The organism is Serratia sp. PGPR-27 (assembly GCF_022678525.1).
Lineage (GTDB): Bacteria > Pseudomonadota > Gammaproteobacteria > Enterobacterales > Enterobacteriaceae > Serratia > Serratia nematodiphila.
The window spans coordinates 1-22,132 of record NZ_JALBYS010000042.1 but is presented as its reverse complement, the minus strand read 5'-3'; the positions used below and the strand labels follow the sequence as shown (position 1 = coordinate 22,132).

Here is a 22,132-nt window from a genome sequence, read left to right as displayed (position 1 = left end):
TTGATAACCAGGGGGGCGGTGTGAACAGGGATGTGGAACATGAACAGCAAAACAGCGCGTCGCCAATCTGGGCGGCGCGGCGAATATCGGCTGACGCCGTTGGCCTGGCAACTTGCCGGCCTGCTGATGTACAGCGGCGTGGCGCAGGCGGAATACCGTTTTAGCTCTGCTTTATTGCAGATAGGCAATACGCCGCAAACTGAAGTGGATCTGGCGTTGTTCTCTGATGAGGATAAGCAGCCGCCGGGAGAGTATCGCGTTGATCTGTTCCTCAACGAGCAGCGGCTGGATACCCGTACGCTGGCCTTTTCTCTGCAGCCGGATGAGCAGGGCAAAGAGCGTCTGGCTCCTTGCCTGAAATGGGAGGACCTGAAGGGCTTTGGCGTGGATCTGGCCGCCTTTCCCGCGCTGCAGCCCTCCGAGGCATGCATCAATCTGCCGCAGGCCATTCCCGGCGCCAGAACGGAACTGCTGTTCGAGCAACAGCAGTTGAAGCTGAGCATCCCGCAAGCGGCGTTAAAACGCCAGGCGCGCGGCTATGTGCCGCCAGAGCAGTGGGACAGCGGCATTCCGGCGTTGCTGAGCAACTATACCCTGCGTGGGGCGCACGATCGCAGCCGGCATGGGGGCGGCAATGAAAGCAGCTATTTCGTCAATCTGCGCAATGGCGCTAACTGGGGCGCCTGGCGGTTGCGGCATGACGGCGTGTGGAACCGGAACGGCCAGGGAGAGGCGCACTGGCGCACGTTGAACAGCTATGTACAGCGAGACATCACCCCGCTGAACGGGCTGTTGACGCTGGGCGATGCCACCACGCCGGGCGATATCTTCGATTCGCTGCCGCTGCGCGGCGTACAGCTGGTCTCGGTGGAGGAGATGTACCCGGACAGCCTGCGCGGCTACTCGCCGGTGGTGCGCGGCATCGCCAAAAGCAACGCGGAGGTGATCATTCGCCAGAACGGCGTGGTGGTCGATCAGCGCTATGTGCCGCCGGGCGCCTTTGAAATCAGCGATCTGTATGCGGTCTCCGGCAGCGGCGATCTGGATGTCATCATCAAAGAAAGCGACGGTACGGAACAGCGCCTGCTGGTGCCGTTTGCTTCGCTGCCGGTGCTGCAGCGCGAAGGGCGGCTCAGCTACGGCCTGGCCGCCGGGCAATACCGTGCGCAGGACGCGAGCGCCGATGACGAGAAGTTTATGCAGGGCACGCTGATCTACGGCCTGCCGCTCGGCGCCACGCTGTATGGCGGTGGCCAATGGGCCAATCGTTACCGTTCGCTGGCGCTGGGCGTGGGGCAAAACCTGGGCCGCGCCGGCGCGTTGTCGCTGGATATGACGCAAAGCTGGGCCCGGCGGCCGGAAGAGGCCGTTCAGAGGGACGATCGGCAGGGCAAAATGTGGCGTCTGCGCTATGAAAAAAGCTTCCCGCTCACCGGCACCCAGCTGAGCATGGCCGGTTATCGCCATGCCAGTGAGGGCTACACCACGTTGCAACAGGCGATGCAATCTCGCGAAAGCACAGGCAACAGCGCTACCCGCAGCCGTAAAGAACTGTCGCTGCAGCAGGGGTTGGGGCCGCTGCCAGGCTCGCTGTTCCTGAGCCTGGCGGAAGATCGGCGCTGGGGAGAACAAGGCAAGCGCCAGTCCGTCAGCCTGGGCTACAACGGCAGCATCAAAGGAGTGAGTTATGGCCTTAACTACAGCCAGAACCAGAGTTATCAGGCCCAGACCGATCGCGTCGTGGCGCTGAATGTCAGCATTCCACTGAACCTGTGGGCACACAACACCTGGGCCGGTTACGGCATCAGCAATAGCAACAACGGCAAAACGTTGCAGACGCTGGGGCTGAACGGCACCGCGCTGGAAGGCGATAACCTGAACTGGGGGCTGACCGGCGGCTATGGCAATCAAGGGGAGGGCGAGAACGGCAATCTGGCGCTGGGCTATCGCGGCAGTAAGGCGTTGCTTGGCGCCGGGCTGAGCCACGATGGGCAGCGCCAGCGGCTGAATTACGACATTCAGGGCGGGGTGTTGCTGCATGCCGGCGGGGTGACGCTGTCGCAACCGCTTAACGATACGGTGGCGCTGGTACGCGCGCCGGGTGCCGGCGGGGTCAGCGTGGTGAATCAGGTGGGGGTGAAAACCGATAGCCGCGGCTATGCGGTGGTGCCTTATCTCTCTGCCTATCGCCAGAATGCGATCACGCTGGATCCGACCACCCTGGCGGACAACGTGGAGCTGGGGCTGACCAGCCAGACGGTGATCCCAACCCGTGGCGCGGTGGTGCTGGCGGATTATCAAACCAAGGTAGGCGCACGGATGATGATGACGCTGACGCGCGCCGATGGCCGGCCGGTGCCGTTCGGTGCGATTGCCAGGCTGACGGGCGCAGGCGGTGACGGCAGCATTGTCGGCGACGGCGGGCAGCTGTTCCTGGCCGGCATGCCGGCCAACGGCATGCTGCACGTGCAGTGGGGCAAACAACCGGACCAGCAATGCCAGGTCGTCTACAGCCTGCCGGAAACGGCCGGCCCGGAGATCCCAGAGATAGCGGCAGAGTGTCGTTAAGGAGCAAAGGATGAAAGCGGGAGTATGGATGCTCGGCCTGTGCGGGCTGTGGGCGGCGGGCGGCGCCTGGGGAGCGGAATGTCCGCCGGCCGGCAACCCGGAACGGCTGCTGTTCGACATTCCGGCGCAGACGTTGCAACGCGATCTGCCGGTTGGCAGCGTGGTGTGGCAGGGCACGCGCCAGGTGCAGCAAGCCGCGTCGCTGGCGCCCTGTGCGGGAGCGGAAGACGCACGTCTCAACCTGTTGGGCAGCGATAGCGGGTTGAAAAGCGGCAACAGCGCGGTCTACGGCACCACGATCAGCGGGCTGGGTTATGCGCTGGATACCGACGCCGCCTTCAGCGAGGGTTGGCCGGCGAGCGGCGCCCTTGCCGCCGGAAAACGGCAAATCAGCCTGCGGCTGGTGGTGACCGGGCCGCTGGCCTCCGGCGTGTTGGCGACGGAAACCCTGGCCCGCCGCACGCTCAACGGCCAGCCGGTGCTGGATATCGCCTTGCAAAAGCCGGTTGCCATCACCCGGCTGGCCTGTGAGCTGCAGGGCGGCCGCCACCGCACGGTGGCGTTGGGCGAGGTGGCGCGCAGCGATTTTCGCGGCGTGGGCAGCACGCGCGGCGAACAGCCGTTCTTGCTGGATCTGGCCTGCGATGCCGGCGCCCGGGTCAATATTCAGTTCGATGGCATCGCTGCAGAGGATGACCTGCCCGGCGTGTTGGCGCTGGTTAACCCCGATGCGCAGGCCAGCGCGCGCGGCGTCGGGGTGCAGTTGCTCTACCGCGGCGTGCCGCTGACGCTGGGCGAACGGCTGCCGCTGGAAACGGCCTTACAGGGCCTGCGCAGCTACCCGTTCAGCGCCCGTTATTACCAAACGCAACCGCAGATCGCCGCCGGCGAGGCCAACGCGGTAGCAACCTTTAGCCTCACCTATCAATAAGGACAAAGATAATGATGAGAAAAATAGCACTGCCCCTGACGCTGCTCGGCGCCGCCATGCTGGCACCGCCGCTGCAGGCGGCGGATGGGAGTATTAATGTGACTGGCAGAGTGTTGGAGAATGCCTGTGTATTGGATACCGGCTCTAAAAACCAGACTGTGAATCTAGGAATGATAGATGGACGTGGGGGGAGGTGGGGGGGAAGCTGGTCTTTCGATATTGTACTGCGGGATTGCCCGGCAAGCACCTCTCAGGTGAAAGTGCGATTTGAAGGGACCGATGCCCGGCCGGGTGAAACAGGTGAGTGGGACAGAGTTTTTGCACCTAATAATAGTGGTGCGCCTGGTGCAGCCAAGAATGTTGGGTTTCTGATCGGTACCTATCCTGATGCAGGGGGATATGGTTATCTTATTGAGCCTAATGGATTGACAGAAACGTATGATTTGCAATCAAGTGGGCCTGGTAGCGAGAACAAAATAGGCAGATGGGGATTTTACGCCGGTTATTCGATTATTAATAAAGATGAGCCTGTAGGTTATGGCATTGCTACAGCCGATGTGCAGTTTAGTATTGTTTATCCCTGAGTTTTCCCTCAGATTTTTGCATCAAAAAAGATAAGGGTTTTCTATGAAAAGAATATTTTTTTATTTTTCAGGATGTGTTTTATTCATTTCCATGTTTAATACTCAGGCCAGCGATGGCAATCTGCACTTGAGCGCAGAGGTGGTCAAGCCAAGCTGTAGTCTCGATTCAAAAACTCTATCCGTGCCGTTGGGGGATGTTGATTTGGCTAGACTGAATCGTATTGGTGCGACTAGTGATTGGGTATCATTTGATATCGAATTCTCTTGTGTGAAAGGAACTGCTATTTATATAACTTTTGATGGTGATGAGCCTGCACCAGGGATATATGAATTAGATAAATTATCTGGTGGTGCGCAAGGTTTGGGTTTGCAGATTAGCAACTATTATAGAGATGATGACTATTATTTTTTCTATCCTAACAAATCGAAGTACATGTCGGATTATACGGTGCTAGGGCGATTATATGCTCGTTACAAAACTTACTCCCCACCTATTACACCTGGAAAGGCTAATGCCACCATTCAGTTTAGCGTTACCTATAAATAATTTGTAGGTGTGTGTTCTTTCCTCTAATTGCTGGCTTTTTAGGCGGTAGGACATGATTAGCTTCATCAGCCGGGGAAAATACGATTGATATGGCCGCGCAACCTGCGTGCATCATACCCCCCTTGAAGCACGAACAAAATGCGGCCATAATCTGCCGTATCGGTAGCACCGAAACACACATCGAATAAATCCCTTTCTCGTCGGGCTAACGACGCGGGAGGGATTTTTTTTTGTAACGGCCCGGCGTCTGCGCCCGGCAACTTGTTGAACTACGAGGGTTTACTATGAGCACCTTAGGCCATCAGTCCGATAATTCATTAGTGTCCAACGCCTTTGGTTTCCTGCGCTTTCCGCTGAACTTCATGCCTTACGACAGCGATGCAGAGTGGGTCATCACCGGCATTCCGTTTGACATGGCGACCTCCGGCCGCGCCGGCGGCCGTCATGGCCCGGCGGCTATCCGTCAGGTGTCCACCAACCTGGCCTGGGAAGGCAATCGTTGGCCGTGGAGCTTCGATCTGCGCGATCGCCTGAATGTGGTTGACTGCGGCGACATCGTGTTCAACTTCGGCGATGCGCAGGACATGAGCGACAAGCTGCAGGCGCACGCGGAGAAACTGCTGAAGGCAGGTAAGCGCATGCTCTCGTTCGGCGGCGACCACTTCGTCACTCTGCCGCTGCTGCGTGCGCACGCCAAGCATTTCGGCAAGCTGGCGCTGGTGCACTTCGATGCCCATACCGATACCTACGCCAACGGCAGCAAGTTCGACCACGGCACCATGTTCTATCATGCGCCGAACGAAGGCCTGATCGATCCACATCACTCGGTGCAGATCGGCATTCGCACCGAGTTCGATCATGACAACGGCTTTACCGTACTGGACGCCGCGCAGGTGAACGATCGCAGCGTGGACGACCTGCTGACGCAGATCAAAGGCATCGTCGGCGATATGCCGGTATACCTGACCTTCGACATCGACTGTCTGGATCCGGCGTTCGCACCGGGCACCGGCACGCCGGTGATCGGCGGGCTGACCTCCGATCGCGCGCTGAAACTGGTGCGCGGCATGCAGTCGCTGAACATCGTCGGCATGGACGTAGTGGAAGTGGCGCCGGCTTATGACCAGTCCGAGATCACTGCGCTGGCTGCGGCGACGTTGGGTCTGGAGATGCTGTACCTGCAGGCGGCCAAGAAACACGCGTGACGCCGGGCCACGCCTCGCTGAAAAAGCGGCTCCCATCGTATGGGGGCCGCTTTTTTTTATTTCGTTTGTCGCCATCCGCGCGGCGATTTTCAGTCTGTTGCAACGCCTTTGCGCAAGCCTGCGCAGAAATGAAACTGAGCCAGTAAAAAGGAACCGCGACAATGGAGAGGATGAATATACTGCGCGCGGGTGCTCTGGATCTTTGTATCTGGAGCCTGCGTGAAAGGTACAAAGAGAAAAGCCCCGAGTCGATATTCATCAACCCGAGGCCTACTCTAACGCCAGCAACGTTAAGTTAGCCTCTTACCCGCTGCGAGGCAAGGAGAAGAAGGCATGATGCCGAACAAACGGGGCCTGTTAAAATTGGTGGTTATTTGTGCCACGGTAATATCACTGGCATGGATAACCCGCAGCACGCTGTGTGAGCTGCGTATCCGATCGGGCACTACGGAGGTTGCGGCCATTTTGGCTTACGAATCCGAACGGTAAGGCAACCTGGCGACGGGGGATGTCCCCCGTCTGCTGGTTGGTGGCGTCCAGATCCCTGAGCACCCACTCACAGCATTCGGTTTCTCGTCACAGAGGAGAGAGAAACGGGTTTATGCCCGTTTAACCTGTCGCGCCAGCAACATACGGCTAAACAGCGCGCCGCCCGCCAGCAGCGTCAGCAGCTGTGAGGCAATCAGCACCGCAAAGCCCGAGGACACCTTGCCCTGGCTGGCCATCACCATGCCCATCGCCATCGGCACGAACGCCGAGAATAGATTACCGATGCCGTTAATCAGCCCATAGGCGCTGCCGACCGCCTCCGGCCGCGCATAATGCTGCAGCAGCGTGGGGATCGCCGCGCCCTGCGCGCCCCAACAGGCATTGGCCGCCAGCAGGAAGAAGGCGATCCAGCCAAGCTGATGGCTGTTCATTACGCCATAGATGCACAGTGCGGTCGCCGCGCCGCCAAAGACGAAGATCAGCGGCGCCTGATAAGGACGGATGCGATCGAGCAACGCGCCGCCGAGGTATTTGGAGGCGATGCTGACGATGAAAGGCAGCGCGGCCATCCAGCCCATTTGCTTGATGGAGAACCCCTTTTCATCGGTCAGGTAAGCCGGCAGCCAGGCGCTGGAGCCCCACAGGTAACTGAGCGTGGCGATCTCGATCAGCAGGATCCAGCCGAGCATCGGCGTGCACCAGGCCAGCGCAAAGGTGTGCCAGACGCGGCTTAGCACCGGTTGCGGATCGGCGGGGCGTGAAGATGAAGATAAGGCGAGCGGATGAACGAACAACCGCACCAGCGCCAGGCCCAGCAGCAGGTTGAGCAGCGCCAGCAGGTGAAACGACATCGCCCAGCCGAAGTGCGCCATCAGAAAACTCACCAGCGGAAAGCCGAGCACCAGCCCCAACGAGACGCCCAGCGCGCTGACCGCGTTGGGCTTGCCACGCTCGTCGGCGGTGAAATGATCGCTGATGTACATGGTTTTCAGCGAGAACAGCGGCCCTTCGCTGACGCCAAGCAGCGCGCGCACCACGCACAGCAACAGCAGCGATCCCGCCAGCGGCGAGGCGGCGGTGAGCAGCGCCCACAGCACCACGCTCAGCGTCAGCGCGCGGCGGTAACCCATCAGCGTTTCCAGAAACGGCGTCAGCAACATGGCGGACAGGCCGTAACCGAGTAAAAACACCGTCATCAGCGTGCCCTGGTGAGCGCGGTCACCGCCGAGTTGAAAGTGTTGCAGGAAGTCGGGATTGACCAACATCACGGCGATATTAACCCGATCCGCATAGGCGATAACGATCAGAAACAGCAGGGCGATCACCCCAAACCAGCGTTGACGTTGTTGCACGGCGCGTTCCTCAGTGCGAGCGGTTGACGAATTCAGGCAGCAGTAAACTCACCCGAGGATGCCATTTGGCGCAAACGCGGGGATGGGGCTGATTGATGTAAATTTATTGTTATCAAATAGGGTGTAAAAGACAGAGAGAAAACACTTTTACGCGCAATGCGCCGCCGGGATCAACGCATTTTTTGCCATAAATTAGCGAGGGAGCGCACAACTGACATAGGTTTTTCATATCGGTGCATGATTTCGTGATCTTTCCCGCATTTGTCATTTTTAAACAACCTTTCATTAACATTTGCCGTTCCGCTCGCTTGACGAAAGTTTCGCCAGACTTATAGTGGCTGTATTAAATAAGAAACTGAGTTTCATATATGAAACAATCAGATAGAGGATAAAAGCAATGAGCTGGAAGAATGTGTGCGAAGTGTCTCAGGTGAAAGAAGATTTTCCTTTCTCCGGCAAAGTGGAAGGAAAGGAGATCGGGGTGTACCTGCTCGACGGTAACTACTACGCGCTGGAAGACGTCTGCCCGCATGCTTATGCCTTGCTCAGCCAGGGGTTTGTAGACGACGGCAAGGTTGAGTGCCCGCTGCACGAAGCGCTGTTTGACGTGCGTACCGGCCAGTGCCTGCGCGAGCCGGGCGGCCGCGATCTGCAAACCTATCCCACCCGGGTGGTCGACAACCAAATCCAGATCACCTTTATCGCGGAGGAGTAATCATGCAGCACATCACCGATTTCAATCCCTGGCTGCCGGACACCCAACAGGTGACGCCGGCCCGCGAAGGCGGCAACGGTCAAATCCATCAGCCGGGCCAGTTCCGCAATGTCATCTGGCAAAACCGTGCCCGGGTGCCAGACGGCTTCGAAACCGCCCTGGTGGCGGCGCTGGAAACGATCTTCGATCAGGGGGCGGAAGAGCTGGAGCAGATCGTCAGCGCGTTGAATCAGCGTCGTCTGTTCGATCGCAGCGGCCAGCCGTGGAATGAGGCGACGTTCCGCGAATTCCTTCACGTTAACGGTTTCTGAGCGACACCCGGGAGAAGACAATGACAGCAAACACAACATCCTCCGAACAGAGCTTGCAGGACTATCTTGACCAGGGGCTGCGCGGCATGTGGTATCCGGTGCTGGCCAGCTGGGAAGTGGGCAACAACCCGGTCGGCATCACCCGCCTGGAGCAGCAAATCGTGGTGTGGCGCGACGCTGAAGGCCAGATCCACGCGCTGGAAGACCGCTGCCCGCACCGTGGCGCGCGGCTTTCCATGGGGTGGAACCTCGGCGATCGCATCGCCTGTTGGTATCACGGGGTGGAAGTCGGCGGCGACGGGACGGTGAAAGACGTGCCGGCGGTGGATCGCTGCCCGCTGGTGGGGCAAAAATGCCTGCGATCTTACCCGGCCAAAGAAGCCTATGGCGCGGTGTTCCTCTATTTCGGCGTGACGGCGGATGAAGCGCCGGCGGAGCTGACTTTCCCGCAAGAGCTGGCGGACGAAGCGTCGTACAGTCATTTTCTGTGCACCGCCAGCTGGAACTGCAACTACCAGTACGCCCTGGAAAACGTGATGGATCCGATGCACGGCACCTACCTGCACTCCTCTTCACACTCGATGGCGGAAGGTGATCGCAAGGCGGACATGGCGCTGGAGCCGACCGACAGCGGTTTCATCTTCAAGAAAAACGGCCAGATCGGCGTCAACTTCGACTGGGTGGAATTCGGCAACAGCGGCGCGTATTGGATGCGCCTGTCGATCCCGTACAAGAAGCGCTTCGGGCCGGGCGGTCACTTCTGGATCATCGGCATGGTGGTGCCGGAGGACAAGGATCACTGCCGGGTATTCTTCTGGCGCATTCGTAAGGTCAAGGACTGGCAGCGCGACATGTGGCGCTTCATGTACCGCAATCGTCTGGAATCGTTGCATTGGGACGTGCTCGAGCAGGATCGCATCGTGCTTGAGAACATGGCGCCTAACGCCCGCGGCCGCGAATATCTGTACCAGCACGACGTCGGTCTTTCTCGCCTGCGCCGCCTGATGCAGAAAGAGGCGCAAAAACAGCTGGCGACGCTGCGCGAGCGGGAGGCGGCGCAGTGAACGGCCTGCTGAACGGTAAACGCATCGTGGTCACCGGCGCGGCGCGCGGCCTGGGCTACAGCTTCGCCGCCGCCATCGCCGCTGCCGGCGCGCAGGTGGTGATGTGCGACATTTTGGCGGATGAGCTGGCGGCGAGCGGTGCCGCGCTGCGCGAGCAGGGTGCTCAGGTGGAAACGCAAACCATCGATCTGGCGTCACCGGATTCGATCCGTTCGGCGTTCGAGAAGATCGCCGCCGGCGGCGGGATCGACGGCCTGGTGAACAACGCGGCGCTGGCGACCGGCGTCGGCGGTAAAACCATGATGGAATACGACATCGATCTGTGGGATCGGGTAATGCAGGTCAACGTGCGCGGCACCTGGCTGGTGAGCCAGGCGGCGGTGCCGCTGCTGGCGCGCAACCCGCACGCCAAGATCGTCAACGTGGCGTCGGACACCGCGCTGTGGGGCGCGCCGCGCCTGATGGCCTATGTTGCCAGCAAAGGCGCGCTGATCGCGATGACCCGATCGATGGCGCGTGAGCTGGGTCCGCAGGGCATCTGCGTCAACGCCATCGCGCCGGGCCTGACGCGGGTGGAAGCTACCGAGTATGTCCCCGCCGAGCGCCACCAGCTGTACGAGCAGGGGCGCGCGTTGGCCGGGGCGCAGCACCCGGACGATGTGAACGGTACGGTGCTTTATCTGCTGTCGCCGCTGGCGGATTTCGTCACCGGTCAACTGCTGCCGGTCAACGGCGGCTTCGTATTCAACTGACGGCCCGCAGGGCAGGCGCACAGCGCAGGAGCGAGAGATGGCGGACGAGCAAGCATGTAAATATCTGATCCCGGGGCTGGATCGCGGGTTGCAGTTGCTGCTGGCGTTTGGCGAGCAGCATAAGGAGATGACTTTCGCCGAGTTGCATCGCCTGGTCGATATGCCGAAGGCCACCGCTTATCGCGTGGTGCAGACGCTCGAACACCTGGGCTTTCTGGAGCGCAATCCGCGCACCAACACCTTTGCGCTCGGCATCAAGGTGCTGCGCCTCGGCTTCGAATATATCGCGTCGCTGGACGTGGCGCAGGCCGGCCAGCCGGTGATCGAGCAGTTGCGCGATCGCAGCCAGTGCAGCAGCCATCTGGCGATCCGCGACGGGCGTGACGTGATCTATATCGCCCGCGTCAGCGCCGCCGGTTCGCAGATCAATCAGGTCAGCGTCGGCACCCGCTTGCCGGTGCACCAAACCTCGCTCGGCCGCATGTTGTTGACCAGCGCGACTCGCAGCGAGTTCGAACAACTGTATCCAGACGCGCAGCTGCCGGGCAATGCGCCGGGCACCCCGGCGGATCGCGAAACGCTGTGGCAGATGGTGCAGCAAGACAAGGCGCGCGGCTATGTGATCGGCGAATCGTTCTTCCGCCACGGCATCTCCTCGATCGTCTACCCGATCTTCAACCGCGAGCAGCGGGTCGAGGCGGTGGTCAGCATCATGGTGCCGTCCGATGAGATCCCGAAAGCGGATCGCGAGCGGCTGCGCATGGAAGTGCGCGACGCGGCGGAGAAAATTTCCGGCTTCCTCGGCGCGCCGCCGCAGGCCAACGTCGGCTAACCGACAGGACCGACTCTTTTACTCAGGCAGGGACAAGGCCCGTAGCAAACAGGGGCCGGGGTTCACTCATGCCTGAAAACCGTATGCAGCGAGAACGTGAGGCTGAACAATGAGCGTAATCGGAATCGAAAAACTGGAATTTGGCGTCGAAGATCTGCCAACCTGCGAAAAATTCATGCAAGACTTCGGCCTGCAGCCCGCCACGCAACATTGGGGCGAAGCGCTGCGCGAATTCACTACCCTGAGCGGGGCGCGGGTTGTCCTGCATCCGCTGCAAAGCGCGGCGCTGCCTGCGGCGTTTGAAGGCGGTTCCACCCTGCGCCGCATGACCTGGGGCGTGGCCTCGCCCGCCGATCTGGCGCGCCTGCAGCCGCGTTTGGCGCTGATGCCCGGCTTCCGCCAGGTGGGAGAAGAGCTGGAGTGCCTCGATCCCAACGGCATGACGCTGCGCTTCGTCGTCAGCCGCCAGCAGGCGGTCGAGGTGCCGGTCACGCCGATCAACCAATGGGGCGACGTGCGCCGCATCGATCAACCCAGCCCGGTCTATTCGCAGGCGCAGCCGATCAACATTGGCCACGTGGTGTTCTTCGTTGAAGATCTGGCGGCGACCGAGCGTTTCTACCGCGAGCTGTTGGATTTCCAGGTTTCCGATCGCTATATCGATCGCGCCGTCTTCCTGCGCACCCAGGCGCGCGGCGGCCACCATAACCTGTTCCTGCTGAAGCTGCCGAACCGCCCACGCGGCCTGAACCACGTGGCGTTCACCGTGCGCGATATCCACGAAGTGATCGGCGGCGGCATTGCCATGAACAAAGAGCAGTGGAGCACCTTTATCGGCCCCGGCCGTCACCCGATCTCCTCGGCCTATTTCTGGTACGTCAACAGCCCGACCGGCGGCGCGTTCGAGTACTACACCAACGACGATTATCTGACGGAAAACTGGCAGCCGCGCGAGCTGGAACATTCGCTGGTCTCCTTCACCGAATGGGCAGTAGAGGGCGGCATCGATCACGACACGCGCCGCCAGCATAAAAAGGCGGAGGCGTTATGAACCGGCCGGAGCAGGCGGGCATCGTCATCGTCGGCGGCGGCCAGGCCGGCGGTTGGGCGGCCAAGACGCTGCGCGACCGGGGCTACAGCGGCCGGCTGACGGTTGTCAGCGACGAACCCTACGATTTTTACGAGCGGCCGCCGCTGTCGAAAGCGGCGCTGCTGGATGCCGCGGCGCCCCTCAGCCGGCTGTTCAGCGAACAGACGGTGGCGGAGCTGAATATCGACTGGCGCCGCCCGCTGCGCGCCGAGTCCATCGACGCTGAACAGCAAATCGTTACGCTCAGCGACGGGCAACGGCTGCAGTTCGAGCAGTTGCTGATCGCCACCGGCGGGCGGCCGCGTTTGCCGAGCGCCGCCTGGGCGCAGCACCCGCGCGTGATGACGCTGCGTTCCTGGGACGATGCGGCCCGGTTGCGGCAGGGGCTGCAGGGCTGCCGTCGCCTGGCTATCGTCGGCGGCGGTTGGATCGGGCTGGAGATCGCCGCTTCCGCGCGGCGTCTCGGCGCCGAGGTGACGGTGTTTGAACGCCAGCCTGCGCTGTGCATGCGCAGCGTCGGCGCCGATGTCTCACAGGCGTTGCTCGAACTGCATCGCCGGCAGGGCGTCACGGTGCTGTGCGGCTGCGGCGAGATCTCGCTGGAAGATCGCGATGGCGCCGCCTGGATCGGCAGTGAAGCCAGCGATCCGCAAACCTTCGATCTGGTAGTGGTGGGGATCGGCGTCGAGCTGAATCTCGAACTGGCGCGCAGCGCCGGGCTGGCGATCGAGTCCGGCATTGTGGTCGACGGCCAGGGGCGCACCAGCCATCCGGCGATCTTCGCCGCGGGCGATGTGGCGCGTCACCCGACGCTTGGCCTGTGCCTGCAGTCCTGGGCCTACGCGCAAAATCAGGCCATCAGCACCGCCTGCGCGATGCTCGACGCCTTCGCCGCCCCGTATGACGACGTGGCCTGGCTGTGGTCGGATCAATATGACGTCAATATCCAGATCCTCGGCGTGCCGAGCGGCGGTGTGCACCATGTGGTGCGCCGCACGCCGCAGTCGCAGGTGTTCTTCACGCTGAACGCCGATCGGCAGCTGGTGCAGATGGTGGCGTTCAACGACGCGCGCACCATCAAGCTCGGCAAGCGTTGGTTGGCGAGTGGCCGGGTGCTGGATCCGCAGCAACTGGCGGATGCGGAGTTTTCTTTGATGGCGTTGAAATAACGCCCGAACCTCGGGAGCGTTTTATGACTACGCAAGACATTGACGCCCGCGCTGGACGGGCGGGGGAAACCGTTGCCGAAAATCCGCAGCAGCGGGTGCGCTGGTCGGTGCCGATCGCGCTGTTTGCCTGCGTGCTGCTGGCGTTTTTCGACAAGATCAGCATCGCGGCGCTGTTTTCCGACGCCGAGTTTCAGCAGGCGTTGGGCATCGGTTTTGACCCGGCGCGGCTGGGCTTGCTGATGAGCGCGTTTCTGTTCTCCTACGGCATTTCCTCCATGCTGCTCAGCGGCATCGGCGATCGGCTTAATCCGGTCAAGGTATTGATTGGCATGATGGTGGTGTGGGGCGTGCTGATGGTGTTGATGGGGCTGGTGCGTTCCTATCATGCCATGATGACGCTGCGCATTCTGCTCGGCATTGCCGAAGGGCCGCTGCTGCCGATGGCCTACGCCATTATTCGTCAGGCCTTCCCGCCGCAGCTGCAGGCGCGCGCCACCATGCTGTGGTTGCTCGGCACGCCGCTGGGGGCCGCGCTCGGCTTCCCGGTCACCCTGTACATCCTCAATACCTTTGACTGGCAGGCCACCTTCTTCTTTATGGCGTTTCTGACGCTGCCGGTGATGTTGCTGGTGCTGTTCGGCATGCGCCACCTGAACGTCGCGCGTCCGGCGGCGGCGGCCAAACCGGCGGTGTCCGAACGCAAACAGCATCGCCGCGAGCTGCTGCGCAGCCCGCATTTCTGGATGATTTGCCTGTTCAACATCGCCTTCCTGACCTACCTGTGGGGCATGAACGGCTGGCTGCCGAGCTATCTGATCAAGGGCAAAGGCATTCATCTGGAACATGCCGGTTACCTCTCTTCGCTGCCGTTCATCGCCATGCTGCTCGGCGAAGTGCTGGGCGCCTGGCTGTCGGACAAGCTGGATCGCCGCGCGCTGGCCTGCTTCCTGTCGCTGTGCGGCGCCGGCCTCGGTCTGGCGGTGGTGTTGCACCTGCAGGGCACCTACAGCGTGATCGCCGCCATGGCCTTCAGCACCTTTATGTGGGGCGCCGGCGCGCCGAATATTTTCGCGCTGTTGGCGAAGGCCACCAGCAGCAAGGTGAGCGCCACCGCCGGCGGCATCTTCAACGGATTGGGCAATTTTGCCGGTGCGCTGGCGCCGGTGCTGATGGGGGCGCTGATCGCCGCCACCGGCAATATGGATAACGGCCTGCTGTTCCTGGTGGTGATGGCGTTCGTCGGCTGCCTCATTCTGCTGCCGTTGCTGAGAAAGTACTGATTAATCAATCGATTCAACAGAGGAGTGACAACATGTCTCAGGTTGAGAACAAAGCCGGCGTCAAGCCGCAGGATCTGTCGATGGAAAACTGGGTGGAGTCGCGCATCGCCCGTTTCGAGGGCCGCAAATATGACTGGAACGCGCTGAAATTCCAGGCCGACTTCGACCCGAAATACCGCCGTGCGCAGATGCGCTACATCGGCACCGGCGCCACCGGCGTGGCCAGCGATGCCAACACCATTCCGGCAGGCAACTTCACCTTCTCCACCATGGTGCTGCCTTCGAAGTGCGAGGGCCCGCTGCACCTGCATGATGACGTGGAAGAAGTGTTCTTCATGCTGAAAGGCAGCATCACGCTGATGATTCAGGATGGCGAAGAGTATTACGAAACCAGGCTGAAAGAGCGCGATCTGATCTCGGTGCCGGCGGGGGTGTATCGCGGCCTGTTCAACCACGGCGAGGAAGAGGCGCTGATGTGCGTGATGCTCGGCACCGCCAAGCCGGAGATCCCGACCTATCCGGCGGATCACCCGCTGTCCAAAGTGAAGCGCAACTGATGAACGGCCTGGCGCAACGCCAACGGGCGCGCTGCGGGGCGTACACCCTTAGCTGGCGCGAGGCCGGGCAGGGGCGGCCGGTGGTGTTGCTGCATGGCATCAGCTCCGGATCCGCCTCGTGGATCAAGCAGTTCAACGATAACGGCCTGACGGACGGCCACCGTCTGGTGGCATGGGACGCGCCGGGCTACGGCGGCAGCCTGCCGTTGGCGGATCCGCAGGCCGATGCCGCCGGTTATGCGGCGGCGTTGGCGGCGCTGATTGATGAGCTGCAGCTGGTGCAGCCGCTGATCGTCGGCCATTCGCTGGGGGCGCTGATCGGCAGCGCCTATGCCGCCGGCTATCCGGATGGGCTGTGCGGGCTGGTGTTGGCGGATCCGGCGCAGGGCTATGCCACGGCGCCGGAGGAAAAGCGTCGGCAGGTGTACGGCCAGCGCCAGCAGATGATAGAGACGCTGGGGCCGGTGGGCTACGGCGAGCAGCGGGCGGCGGCCTTGCTGCGTGAAGGGGCGGATCCGCAGGATATCGCCTGGGTGCGCAACGGCATGCAGCAGCTCGATCCCGACGGTTTTCTGAGTGCCGCCTGGATGCTGGCTAACGATGATATCGGCCGCTATCTGGCGCGCTATCGCGGCCCGCTGGAGGTGTGGTGCGGCGAACAGGATCGCATTACGCCACCGGAGAAGGCGGCCGAGCTGGCGGGTGAACAGGACGCGGCGCTGCGTCTGATCGCCGCCGCCGGTCATGCCAGCTACCTCGATGCGCCGGCGTGTTTCAACCGCTATCTGCGGGACTTTACGGGAGCAATCCAACGATGAATTTTCAGCTTGAGGATCGGGTGGCGGTGGTGACCGGCGGCTCGTCGGGCATCGGTTTCGAAACCCTGAAGCTGCTGCTGGCCGAAGGGGCGAAAGTGGCGTTCTGCGGCCGCGATCCGGACAAACTGGCCGGCGCAGCAGCCAGCCTGCGCGCGGACTTCCCGCAGGCGGATATCCTGGCGCTGCGCTGTGACGTACTGGACGCGCAGCAGGTGGCGCAGTTCGCCGCTCAGGTGACGGCGCATTTCGGCGGCGTGGATCTGCTGATCAACAACGCCGGTCAGGGCTTCGTCGCCCATTTTGACCAGACGCCGCGCGAGGCCTGGCTGCATGAGGCCGAGCTGAAGCTGTTCGGCGTGATCAACCCGGTGCAGGCGTTCTTACCGGCGCTGGAACGATCGGCGATCGCGTCTATCACCTGCGTCAACTCGCTGCTGGCGCTGCAGCCGGAAGAACACATGATCGCCACCTCGGCGGCGCGTGCCGCGCTGCTCAACATGACGCTGACGCTGTCGAAAGAGTTGGTGGGCAAAGGCATTCGCGTTAACTCGATCTTGCTGGGGATGGTGGAGTCGGGCCAGTGGCGCCGCCGTTTCGACGATCGCAGCGATAAAGATCAAAGCTGGGAGCAGTGGACGGCGGCGATCGCCGAACGCCGCGGCATCCCGATGAAGCGCCTCGGCAAGCCGCAGGAGCCGGCGCAGGCGCTGCTGTTCCTCGCTTCACCGCTGGCTTCCTTTACCACCGGCGCGGCGCTGGACGTTTCCGGCGGCTTTAACCGTCATGTGTAACAGGGGCCGAAAAAGATGAAGAAGATCATGATGATTGGCTATGGCGCGATGGCGAAGGAAGTGATCGCCCGTTTGCCTGAAGGCGTGGAGGTCGGCTGGATCCTGGCGCGCGCAGCTCATCATGCGGCGATCGCCGAGGCCTTTGGCGGGCGGGTGCAGGCGCTGACCCATCCGGAGCAGTGTTCGCAGCGGCCGGATTTGGTGCTGGAGTGCGCCAGCCAGCAGGCGGTGGCGGAGTTTGGCGAGGCGGTGCTGCAGCGCGGTTGGCCGCTGGCGGTGATCTCGACCGGCGCGCTGGCGGACGCCGCATTGCAACAGCGGCTGCAGCAGGTTTGCCGCAGCCATCACGGGCAACTGATCGTGCTGTCCGGCGCGGTGGCGGGGATGGACGGGCTGGCGTCGGCGCGTGAAGGCGGGTTGGAGAGCGTGACCTATCAGGCCAGCAAGAGCCCGGCCAGCTGGCGCGGCAGCCCGGCGGAGCAACTGATCGACCTCGATGCGGTGCGCGAGGCGCAGGTATTTTTTGAAGGCTCGGCGCGCGAAGCGGCGCGTTTGTTCCCGGCCAATGCCAACGTGGCGGCCACTATTGCGCTCAACGGTCTGGGGATGGACGCCACCCGGGTGCGCCTGCAGGTCGATCCCGCCACCCGGCGCAATACCCATCGCCTGCAGGTGTGCGGCGACTTTGGCGAGTTTCACATTGAGCTGAGCGGTAACCCGCTGGCGAGCAATCCCAAAACATCAACCCTGGCGGCGCTGAGCGCGGTACAAGCCTGCCGCCGTCTGGTGGACGGCGGTTTTATTGCCTGAACGGCAGGAGCGGAGCATGGAACGATTGAATATTTTTGTCGCCGGGCGCTGGCGTGAAGGGCGTGGCGAAGAGATGGCTTCGGTATTCCCGGCCGATGGCAGCGTCAACGCGCGGCTGCGCGCCGCTAACGTCGAGGACGTGAACGAGGCGGTGGAAGCGGCGGAACGCGCCTGGCGCGCGCCGGAGTGGCGCGGACTGGTGCCGCACCAACGCGCCTCGATTCTCTACCGCGTCAGCAACCTGATCCTGGCGCAGCAGGAACAGCTGGCCGAGCTACAGACTCGCGACAACGGCAAACCGCTGGCGGAAACCCGCGGCCTGGTGGCCAGCGCGGCGGCGACCGCGCGCTATTTCGCCGCCGCCTGCGAGGTGTTGGAAGGCGAGCTGCCGACCCCGCGCAGCGCCGAGGTGATGACCCTCAGCCAGTATCAACCGATGGGAGTGATCGCCGCCATTACGCCGTGGAACTCACCGATCGCCAGCGAAATGCAGAAGGTGGCGCCGGCGCTGGCGGCGGGCAACGCGGTGGTGCTCAAACCGGCCGAGGCCACGCCGCTGATGGCGCTGAAGCTGGCCGAGCTGTTCGAACAGGCGGGACTGCCGGCCGGGCTGCTCAGCGTGTTGCCGGGCAAAGGTTCGGTGATCGGCGAGGCGTTGGCGCGCCATCCGCTGGTGAAGAAGATTTCCTTTACCGGCGGGACCAGCACCGGGCGCCATTTGGCGCATATCGCCGCCGATAAGCTGATCCCCACCTCGCTGGAGCTGGGGGGCAAATCGCCGACCATCGTGCTGGAGGACGCCGATCTGGAACAGGCGGCGCGCGGCATCTGCTACGGCATTTTCAGCTCCGCCGGCCAGGCGTGCATCGCCGGCTCGCGCCTGTTCGTACACCGTTCGCTGTATCAGCCGCTGCTGGCGCGCTTGACCGAACTGAGCGCGGGATTGCGCATCGGCAACCCGCTGGTGCCGGGCGTGCATCTTGGCCCGCTGATCAGCGCCAAACATCGGCAAAGCGTGGCGGACTACGTGGCGCTGGCGCGGCAGGAGGGCGGCCGGGTGGTCATCGGCGGCGAAGCGCCGGCCGATCCGCAACTGGCGAGCGGCAGCTATTACCTGCCGACCATTATTGAAGGCTTGAACAACGACGCCCGCGTGTGCCAGGAAGAGATCTTCGGCCCGGTGCTGGTGGCGCTGCCGTTCGACGACGAGCAACAGCTGATCGAACAGGCCAACGACTCGGTGTATGGCCTGGCGGCCGGTATCTGGAGCCGCGACTTCCCTCGCGCGATGGCGCTGGCGGAGCGGCTGGAAACCGGCACCGTCTGGGTCAATACCTACAAAACGTTCTCGATTTCCACGCCGTTCGGCGGTTTCAAGGAGAGCGGGTTGGGCCGCGAAAAGGGCCTGAACGGCATCAAGGCCTACATGCAGCAGAAAAGCGTGTATCTGGCGCTGAGCCATCAGGTGAACCGCTGGAGCGACTAGGCCGACACCTCTACGCATAACCCTAATAACGATTACCCTAAGAAGGCAGATGATGAGCGATAAAATCACGGTTGGCGAGGCGATAGCCCGGACTCTGGAACAGTACGCGGTGTCGGCGATGTACGGCATCATTTCGATTCATAATCTGCCGATCGCCGATGCGGTGGGGCAGCGCGATAAAATTCGCTTCGTGCCGGCGCGCGGCGAAGCGGGGGCGGTCACCATGGCCGACGCGCACGGGCGCTTCTCCGGCCTGGGCGTGGCGTTGACCAGCACCGGCGCCGGCGCAGGCAACGCGGTGGGGGCGATGATTGAGGCGCTCAACGCCAACACGCCGCTGTTGCATATCACCGGCCAGGTGGAAAAAGCCTATCTGGACGCCGACGCCGGTTTTATTCATGAAACCCGCGATCAGCTCGGCTTCCTGCGCGCCTGCTCCAAGCGCGCTTACCGTGTCAATTCGCCGGAGCAGGCGGTGGCGGTGATCCAGCGAGCGATCCTGGACGCGCAAACCGTGCCCTGCGGCCCGGTGGCGGTCGAGATCCCGATCGATATTCAAAGCAGCCTGGTGTCCCGCTCTGTGCTGGCCGAACCGTTGGCGCCGGCGCCGCTGCCGAAGGCGGACGATGCGGCGGTGGAACGGCTGCATCAGCGGCTGAAACAGGCCAAGCGTCCGCTGCTGTGGTTGGGCGGCGGCGCCTTGGCCTGCGGCGACGCGGTGCGCAAGCTGGCGGACGCCGGCGTGGCGGTGATCTCCAGCACCCACGGGCGCGGCATTCTGCCGGACAGCCATCCGCGCAGCCTGCGGGCGTTCCATAACTCACCGAGCATCGAGGCGATCCTGACGCAGTGCGATCTGACGCTGGTGGCCGGTTCGCGCCTGCGCAGTAATGAAACCCGTACCTGGACGCTGCCGCTGCCGCGCCCGCTGGTGCAGATTGACATCGATCCGGCGGCGGCCAACCGCAACTACCTGGCCGATGAGCAGATCAACGGCGACTGCGCGGCGCTGCTGGCGGCGCTGGCGGCGCGGTTGGCCCCCGGCGAAAAGGTCAACGCCGAGTGGGATGCCGAAATCGCGGGGGCGGTGCAGCAGGCGGAGAGCGCGCTGCGCCAGCAGTCCGGTGAATACGCCAAACTCAATGACGCCATCGACGCCGCACTGCCGCAGGACGGATTGCTGGTGCGCGATATCACCGTTTCCGGCAGCGTCTGGGGCAGCCGTTTGTTCCGCGCGATCTCGCCGCTGTGCAACATTCACTCGCTGGCCGGCGCTATCGGCATGGGGCTGCCGATGGCGATCGGCACCGCGATTGCCAACCCGCAGCGCAAGGTGGTGGGGCTGGTGGGCGATGGCGGTTTGGCGCTGGGCCTGGGGGAACTGGCGACCATGGCGCAGGAACAGGTGAACATCACTCTGCTGATCATGAACGATGGCGGTTATGGCGTAATGCGTGGCATTCAGGACAAGTATTTCGCCGGGCGCCAGTATTACAACGAGCTGCATACGCCGGCCTTTACCCAGATCGCCGAAGCGATGGGGTTGAAAGCCTGGAAGGTGGACGCGGCGTCGCAGTTCAACGGCGTGCTGGCCGAGGCGATCAATTACCCGGGGCCGTCGGTGGTCGAGGTGGACATGAAGCAGGTCGGGCCGCTGACCTTCGCCGGGCCGCCGCAGAAAACGCTGTATTGAGACGATAAAAAAACGCCCGGCGATTGCCGGGCGTTCTCGTGGTTATTTCTCTGCCGCGATGCGATCGCGAATGTGCTGTGCGCGCGCTTGGGAAGACGGGTGATCGTCGAACATGCTGCTCTGACGACCGGCTTCCATTTGGGCCAGTTTTTCGAAGCTGGTGGCCAGGCCGTTCGGATCGATGCCGCGTTTTTTCAGCAGATCGAACGAGTAATCATCCGCTTCGCTTTCCTGCTTCTGCGAGAACTGGGCGCTGACCAGCTTCTCGCCGATGTCCGCCAGCTGCGACTGTGACAGCGAGCCGATGACGCCGCCGGCGGAGGACGCCGCGGTGCGCAGCGCCACGGTGCCGTAAGCCACCTGCATCGCTTTACGGGTGTGGCCCAGCGCCACGTGGCCCATTTCGTGGCCCAACACGCCTTCCACTTCGTTGTCGTTCATGATGTCCATCAGGCCGCTGTAGACGCGAATGCAGCCGTTGGCCATCGCCCAGGCGTTGACGTCTTTGGTCACGTAGACCTTGTAGTTGGCCGGGGTGCCGTTGATGTTGTCGCCCAGCGCCGCCGCGATTTTGTTGAGGCGCTTGGCATAGGTGCTGTCGGCCGGCGCGATTTGTGCCTTGCTGTCCATCTCGGCGCAGGATTTATCACTCAGGGCCTTAACGTCGTTGTTGCTCAGGGTCGCCGCCTGGAACGCCTGCGCGCCGGACTGCATCAGGGTTTCGGTATTCAGGTTTTGACAGCCGGTTGCCAGGGTGGCAATGCCCAACGCAATCAAAGAGGTACGAATTTTCATAACGCCATCTTCCTGTGAAGGTAACAAGGTAAAAGAGTCATTTTGCCTGGAGGAAATCTTGTCGCAAGAGCCTAGTGTACGCCAGCCGGAGCGAGAATAGTGTTATTCCGAAAAAGCGACCAATCGTGCTAATAAGTGGTGAACTCGCTCTCATTTGGCATTAGGGATTGCCGTTGTGATGTGGAGTCTGAGAAAATAGGGAACTTGACTGCTTTTTTTATCCGACCTGGAGTAAAACATGTCCTCTCGTAAAGAGCTTGCCAACGCTATCCGCGCACTCAGCATGGACGCCG

At 62.2% G+C, this 22,132-nt stretch carries 22 protein-coding genes; 20 read left to right on the top strand and 2 right to left on the bottom strand.

Features of this window, described 5'->3' with window-relative positions; translation table 11 throughout:
• Positions 1–39 precede the first annotated feature (39 nt).
• The 6 genes from MMS95_RS19960 (at position 40) to MMS95_RS19935 (ending at position 6,324) form a co-directional block, all read left to right on the top strand.
• Positions 40–2,568, top strand: coding sequence for a fimbria/pilus outer membrane usher protein (locus tag MMS95_RS19960; protein WP_242142141.1), 2,529 nt, complete (start codon positions 40–42; stop codon positions 2,566–2,568).
• A gap of 10 nt (positions 2,569–2,578) precedes the next feature.
• Positions 2,579–3,499: a fimbrial protein gene (locus tag MMS95_RS19955; RefSeq protein WP_080497845.1), complete on the top strand. Its 921-nt coding sequence runs from the start codon at positions 2,579–2,581 to the stop codon at positions 3,497–3,499.
• Positions 3,500–3,510: 11 nt separating this feature from the next.
• Positions 3,511–4,083, top strand: a complete 573-nt coding sequence (locus MMS95_RS19950) for a fimbrial protein (protein ID WP_164123089.1) — start codon at positions 3,511–3,513, stop codon at positions 4,081–4,083.
• 43 nt (positions 4,084–4,126) lie between these two features.
• The gene (locus MMS95_RS19945) at positions 4,127–4,630 is read left to right on the top strand and encodes a fimbrial protein (RefSeq protein ID WP_164123091.1); all 504 of its coding nucleotides are present in this window, start codon (positions 4,127–4,129) and stop codon (positions 4,628–4,630) included.
• Positions 4,631–4,914: 284 nt separating this feature from the next.
• Entirely contained in the window at positions 4,915–5,835 is a 921-nt protein-coding gene (gene speB / locus MMS95_RS19940) for an agmatinase (RefSeq protein ID WP_004937606.1), read from the top strand.
• Between the two features lie 336 nt (positions 5,836–6,171).
• On the top strand, positions 6,172–6,324 hold the full coding sequence (locus tag MMS95_RS19935) for a Hok/Gef family protein (RefSeq protein WP_166730375.1): 153 nt from the start codon (positions 6,172–6,174) through the stop codon (positions 6,322–6,324).
• A gap of 110 nt (positions 6,325–6,434) precedes the next feature.
• Here the strand turns inward: MMS95_RS19935 and MMS95_RS19930 are convergent, their stop codons facing one another.
• Positions 6,435–7,676, bottom strand: a complete 1,242-nt coding sequence (locus MMS95_RS19930) for an MFS transporter (RefSeq protein WP_242142139.1) — start codon at positions 7,674–7,676, stop codon at positions 6,435–6,437.
• Positions 7,677–8,073: 397 nt separating this feature from the next.
• Here MMS95_RS19930 and MMS95_RS19925 point away from each other — a divergent pair, with 397 nt between their 5' ends.
• From MMS95_RS19925 to MMS95_RS19860, 14 genes are all read left to right on the top strand, one after another.
• Entirely contained in the window at positions 8,074–8,391 is a 318-nt protein-coding gene (locus MMS95_RS19925) for a non-heme iron oxygenase ferredoxin subunit (protein WP_004937614.1), read from the top strand.
• 2 nt (positions 8,392–8,393) lie between these two features.
• On the top strand, positions 8,394–8,702 hold the full coding sequence (locus MMS95_RS19920) for a recombinase-like helix-turn-helix domain-containing protein (protein ID WP_004937617.1): 309 nt from the start codon (positions 8,394–8,396) through the stop codon (positions 8,700–8,702).
• Positions 8,703–8,722: 20 nt separating this feature from the next.
• Complete coding sequence (locus tag MMS95_RS19915; RefSeq protein ID WP_033632121.1) at positions 8,723–9,766, top strand: aromatic ring-hydroxylating dioxygenase subunit alpha; 1,044 nt, start codon at positions 8,723–8,725, stop codon at positions 9,764–9,766.
• Positions 9,763–10,518: an SDR family oxidoreductase gene (locus tag MMS95_RS19910; protein WP_060429236.1), complete on the top strand. Its 756-nt coding sequence runs from the start codon at positions 9,763–9,765 to the stop codon at positions 10,516–10,518. The genes MMS95_RS19915 and MMS95_RS19910 overlap by 4 nt, the downstream gene beginning before the upstream one ends.
• Before the next feature lie 37 nt (positions 10,519–10,555).
• The gene (locus tag MMS95_RS19905) at positions 10,556–11,350 is read left to right on the top strand and encodes an IclR family transcriptional regulator (protein WP_004937625.1); all 795 of its coding nucleotides are present in this window, start codon (positions 10,556–10,558) and stop codon (positions 11,348–11,350) included.
• 109 nt (positions 11,351–11,459) lie between these two features.
• On the top strand, positions 11,460–12,401 hold the full coding sequence (locus MMS95_RS19900) for a VOC family protein (protein ID WP_015379011.1): 942 nt from the start codon (positions 11,460–11,462) through the stop codon (positions 12,399–12,401).
• Positions 12,398–13,609, top strand: coding sequence for an FAD-dependent oxidoreductase (locus MMS95_RS19895; protein WP_197799366.1), 1,212 nt, complete (start codon positions 12,398–12,400; stop codon positions 13,607–13,609). Before MMS95_RS19900 ends, MMS95_RS19895 begins: the two co-directional genes overlap by 4 nt.
• Positions 13,610–13,632: 23 nt before the next feature.
• A complete protein-coding gene (locus MMS95_RS19890; protein ID WP_015379009.1) occupies positions 13,633–14,889 on the top strand; it encodes an MFS transporter in 1,257 nt (418 codons plus the stop codon).
• A gap of 32 nt (positions 14,890–14,921) precedes the next feature.
• On the top strand, positions 14,922–15,446 hold the full coding sequence (locus MMS95_RS19885) for a cupin domain-containing protein (protein WP_004937634.1): 525 nt from the start codon (positions 14,922–14,924) through the stop codon (positions 15,444–15,446).
• Positions 15,446–16,264, top strand: coding sequence for an alpha/beta hydrolase (locus tag MMS95_RS19880; RefSeq protein WP_015379008.1), 819 nt, complete (start codon positions 15,446–15,448; stop codon positions 16,262–16,264). The genes MMS95_RS19885 and MMS95_RS19880 overlap by 1 nt, the downstream gene beginning before the upstream one ends.
• Positions 16,261–17,055, top strand: a complete 795-nt coding sequence (locus MMS95_RS19875) for an SDR family oxidoreductase (RefSeq protein ID WP_004937639.1) — start codon at positions 16,261–16,263, stop codon at positions 17,053–17,055. The genes MMS95_RS19880 and MMS95_RS19875 overlap by 4 nt, the downstream gene beginning before the upstream one ends.
• A gap of 15 nt (positions 17,056–17,070) precedes the next feature.
• Positions 17,071–17,865 carry an aspartate dehydrogenase gene (locus MMS95_RS19870; protein WP_004937643.1) on the top strand — a complete coding sequence of 265 codons (795 nt, stop codon included), beginning with the start codon at positions 17,071–17,073 and terminating at the stop codon, positions 17,863–17,865.
• Between the two features lie 16 nt (positions 17,866–17,881).
• Positions 17,882–19,351 (top strand): aldehyde dehydrogenase, encoded by a 1,470-nt coding sequence (locus tag MMS95_RS19865; RefSeq protein WP_004937646.1) that lies wholly within the window; start codon positions 17,882–17,884, stop codon positions 19,349–19,351.
• Between the two features lie 52 nt (positions 19,352–19,403).
• The gene (locus tag MMS95_RS19860; RefSeq protein ID WP_075686189.1) at positions 19,404–21,044 is read left to right on the top strand and encodes a thiamine pyrophosphate-binding protein; all 1,641 of its coding nucleotides are present in this window, start codon (positions 19,404–19,406) and stop codon (positions 21,042–21,044) included.
• 42 nt (positions 21,045–21,086) lie between these two features.
• On the opposite strand, the gene MMS95_RS19855 is transcribed toward MMS95_RS19860, so the two are convergent.
• Positions 21,087–21,839, bottom strand: coding sequence for a M48 family metallopeptidase (locus MMS95_RS19855; RefSeq protein ID WP_004937650.1), 753 nt, complete (start codon positions 21,837–21,839; stop codon positions 21,087–21,089).
• Positions 21,840–22,132: the final 293 nt, after the last annotated feature.

Excerpts from the sequence above, each read along its gene's own strand:
- MMS95_RS19960 (WP_242142141.1), top strand. The coding sequence starts at position 40 with ATGAACAGCAAAACAGCGCGTCGCCAATCTGGGCGGCGCGGCGAATAT.
- MMS95_RS19880 (WP_015379008.1), top strand. The coding sequence starts at position 15,446 with ATGAACGGCCTGGCGCAACGCCAACGGGCGCGCTGCGGGGCGTACACC.
- MMS95_RS19945 (WP_164123091.1), top strand. The coding sequence starts at position 4,127 with ATGAAAAGAATATTTTTTTATTTTTCAGGATGTGTTTTATTCATTTCC.
- MMS95_RS19920 (WP_004937617.1), top strand. The coding sequence starts at position 8,394 with ATGCAGCACATCACCGATTTCAATCCCTGGCTGCCGGACACCCAACAG.
- MMS95_RS19875 (WP_004937639.1), top strand. The coding sequence starts at position 16,261 with ATGAATTTTCAGCTTGAGGATCGGGTGGCGGTGGTGACCGGCGGCTCG.
- MMS95_RS19865 (WP_004937646.1), top strand. The coding sequence starts at position 17,882 with ATGGAACGATTGAATATTTTTGTCGCCGGGCGCTGGCGTGAAGGGCGT.
- MMS95_RS19855 (WP_004937650.1), bottom strand. The coding sequence starts at position 21,839 with ATGAAAATTCGTACCTCTTTGATTGCGTTGGGCATTGCCACCCTGGCA.
- MMS95_RS19860 (WP_075686189.1), top strand. The coding sequence starts at position 19,404 with ATGAGCGATAAAATCACGGTTGGCGAGGCGATAGCCCGGACTCTGGAA.
- speB (WP_004937606.1), top strand. The coding sequence starts at position 4,915 with ATGAGCACCTTAGGCCATCAGTCCGATAATTCATTAGTGTCCAACGCC.
- MMS95_RS19950 (WP_164123089.1), top strand. The coding sequence starts at position 3,511 with ATGATGAGAAAAATAGCACTGCCCCTGACGCTGCTCGGCGCCGCCATG.
- MMS95_RS19955 (WP_080497845.1), top strand. The coding sequence starts at position 2,579 with ATGAAAGCGGGAGTATGGATGCTCGGCCTGTGCGGGCTGTGGGCGGCG.
- MMS95_RS19900 (WP_015379011.1), top strand. The coding sequence starts at position 11,460 with ATGAGCGTAATCGGAATCGAAAAACTGGAATTTGGCGTCGAAGATCTG.
- MMS95_RS19890 (WP_015379009.1), top strand. The coding sequence starts at position 13,633 with ATGACTACGCAAGACATTGACGCCCGCGCTGGACGGGCGGGGGAAACC.
- MMS95_RS19870 (WP_004937643.1), top strand. The coding sequence starts at position 17,071 with ATGAAGAAGATCATGATGATTGGCTATGGCGCGATGGCGAAGGAAGTG.
- MMS95_RS19925 (WP_004937614.1), top strand. The coding sequence starts at position 8,074 with ATGAGCTGGAAGAATGTGTGCGAAGTGTCTCAGGTGAAAGAAGATTTT.
- MMS95_RS19915 (WP_033632121.1), top strand. The coding sequence starts at position 8,723 with ATGACAGCAAACACAACATCCTCCGAACAGAGCTTGCAGGACTATCTT.
- MMS95_RS19895 (WP_197799366.1), top strand. The coding sequence starts at position 12,398 with ATGAACCGGCCGGAGCAGGCGGGCATCGTCATCGTCGGCGGCGGCCAG.
- MMS95_RS19935 (WP_166730375.1), top strand. The coding sequence starts at position 6,172 with ATGCCGAACAAACGGGGCCTGTTAAAATTGGTGGTTATTTGTGCCACG.
- MMS95_RS19905 (WP_004937625.1), top strand. The coding sequence starts at position 10,556 with ATGGCGGACGAGCAAGCATGTAAATATCTGATCCCGGGGCTGGATCGC.
- MMS95_RS19885 (WP_004937634.1), top strand. The coding sequence starts at position 14,922 with ATGTCTCAGGTTGAGAACAAAGCCGGCGTCAAGCCGCAGGATCTGTCG.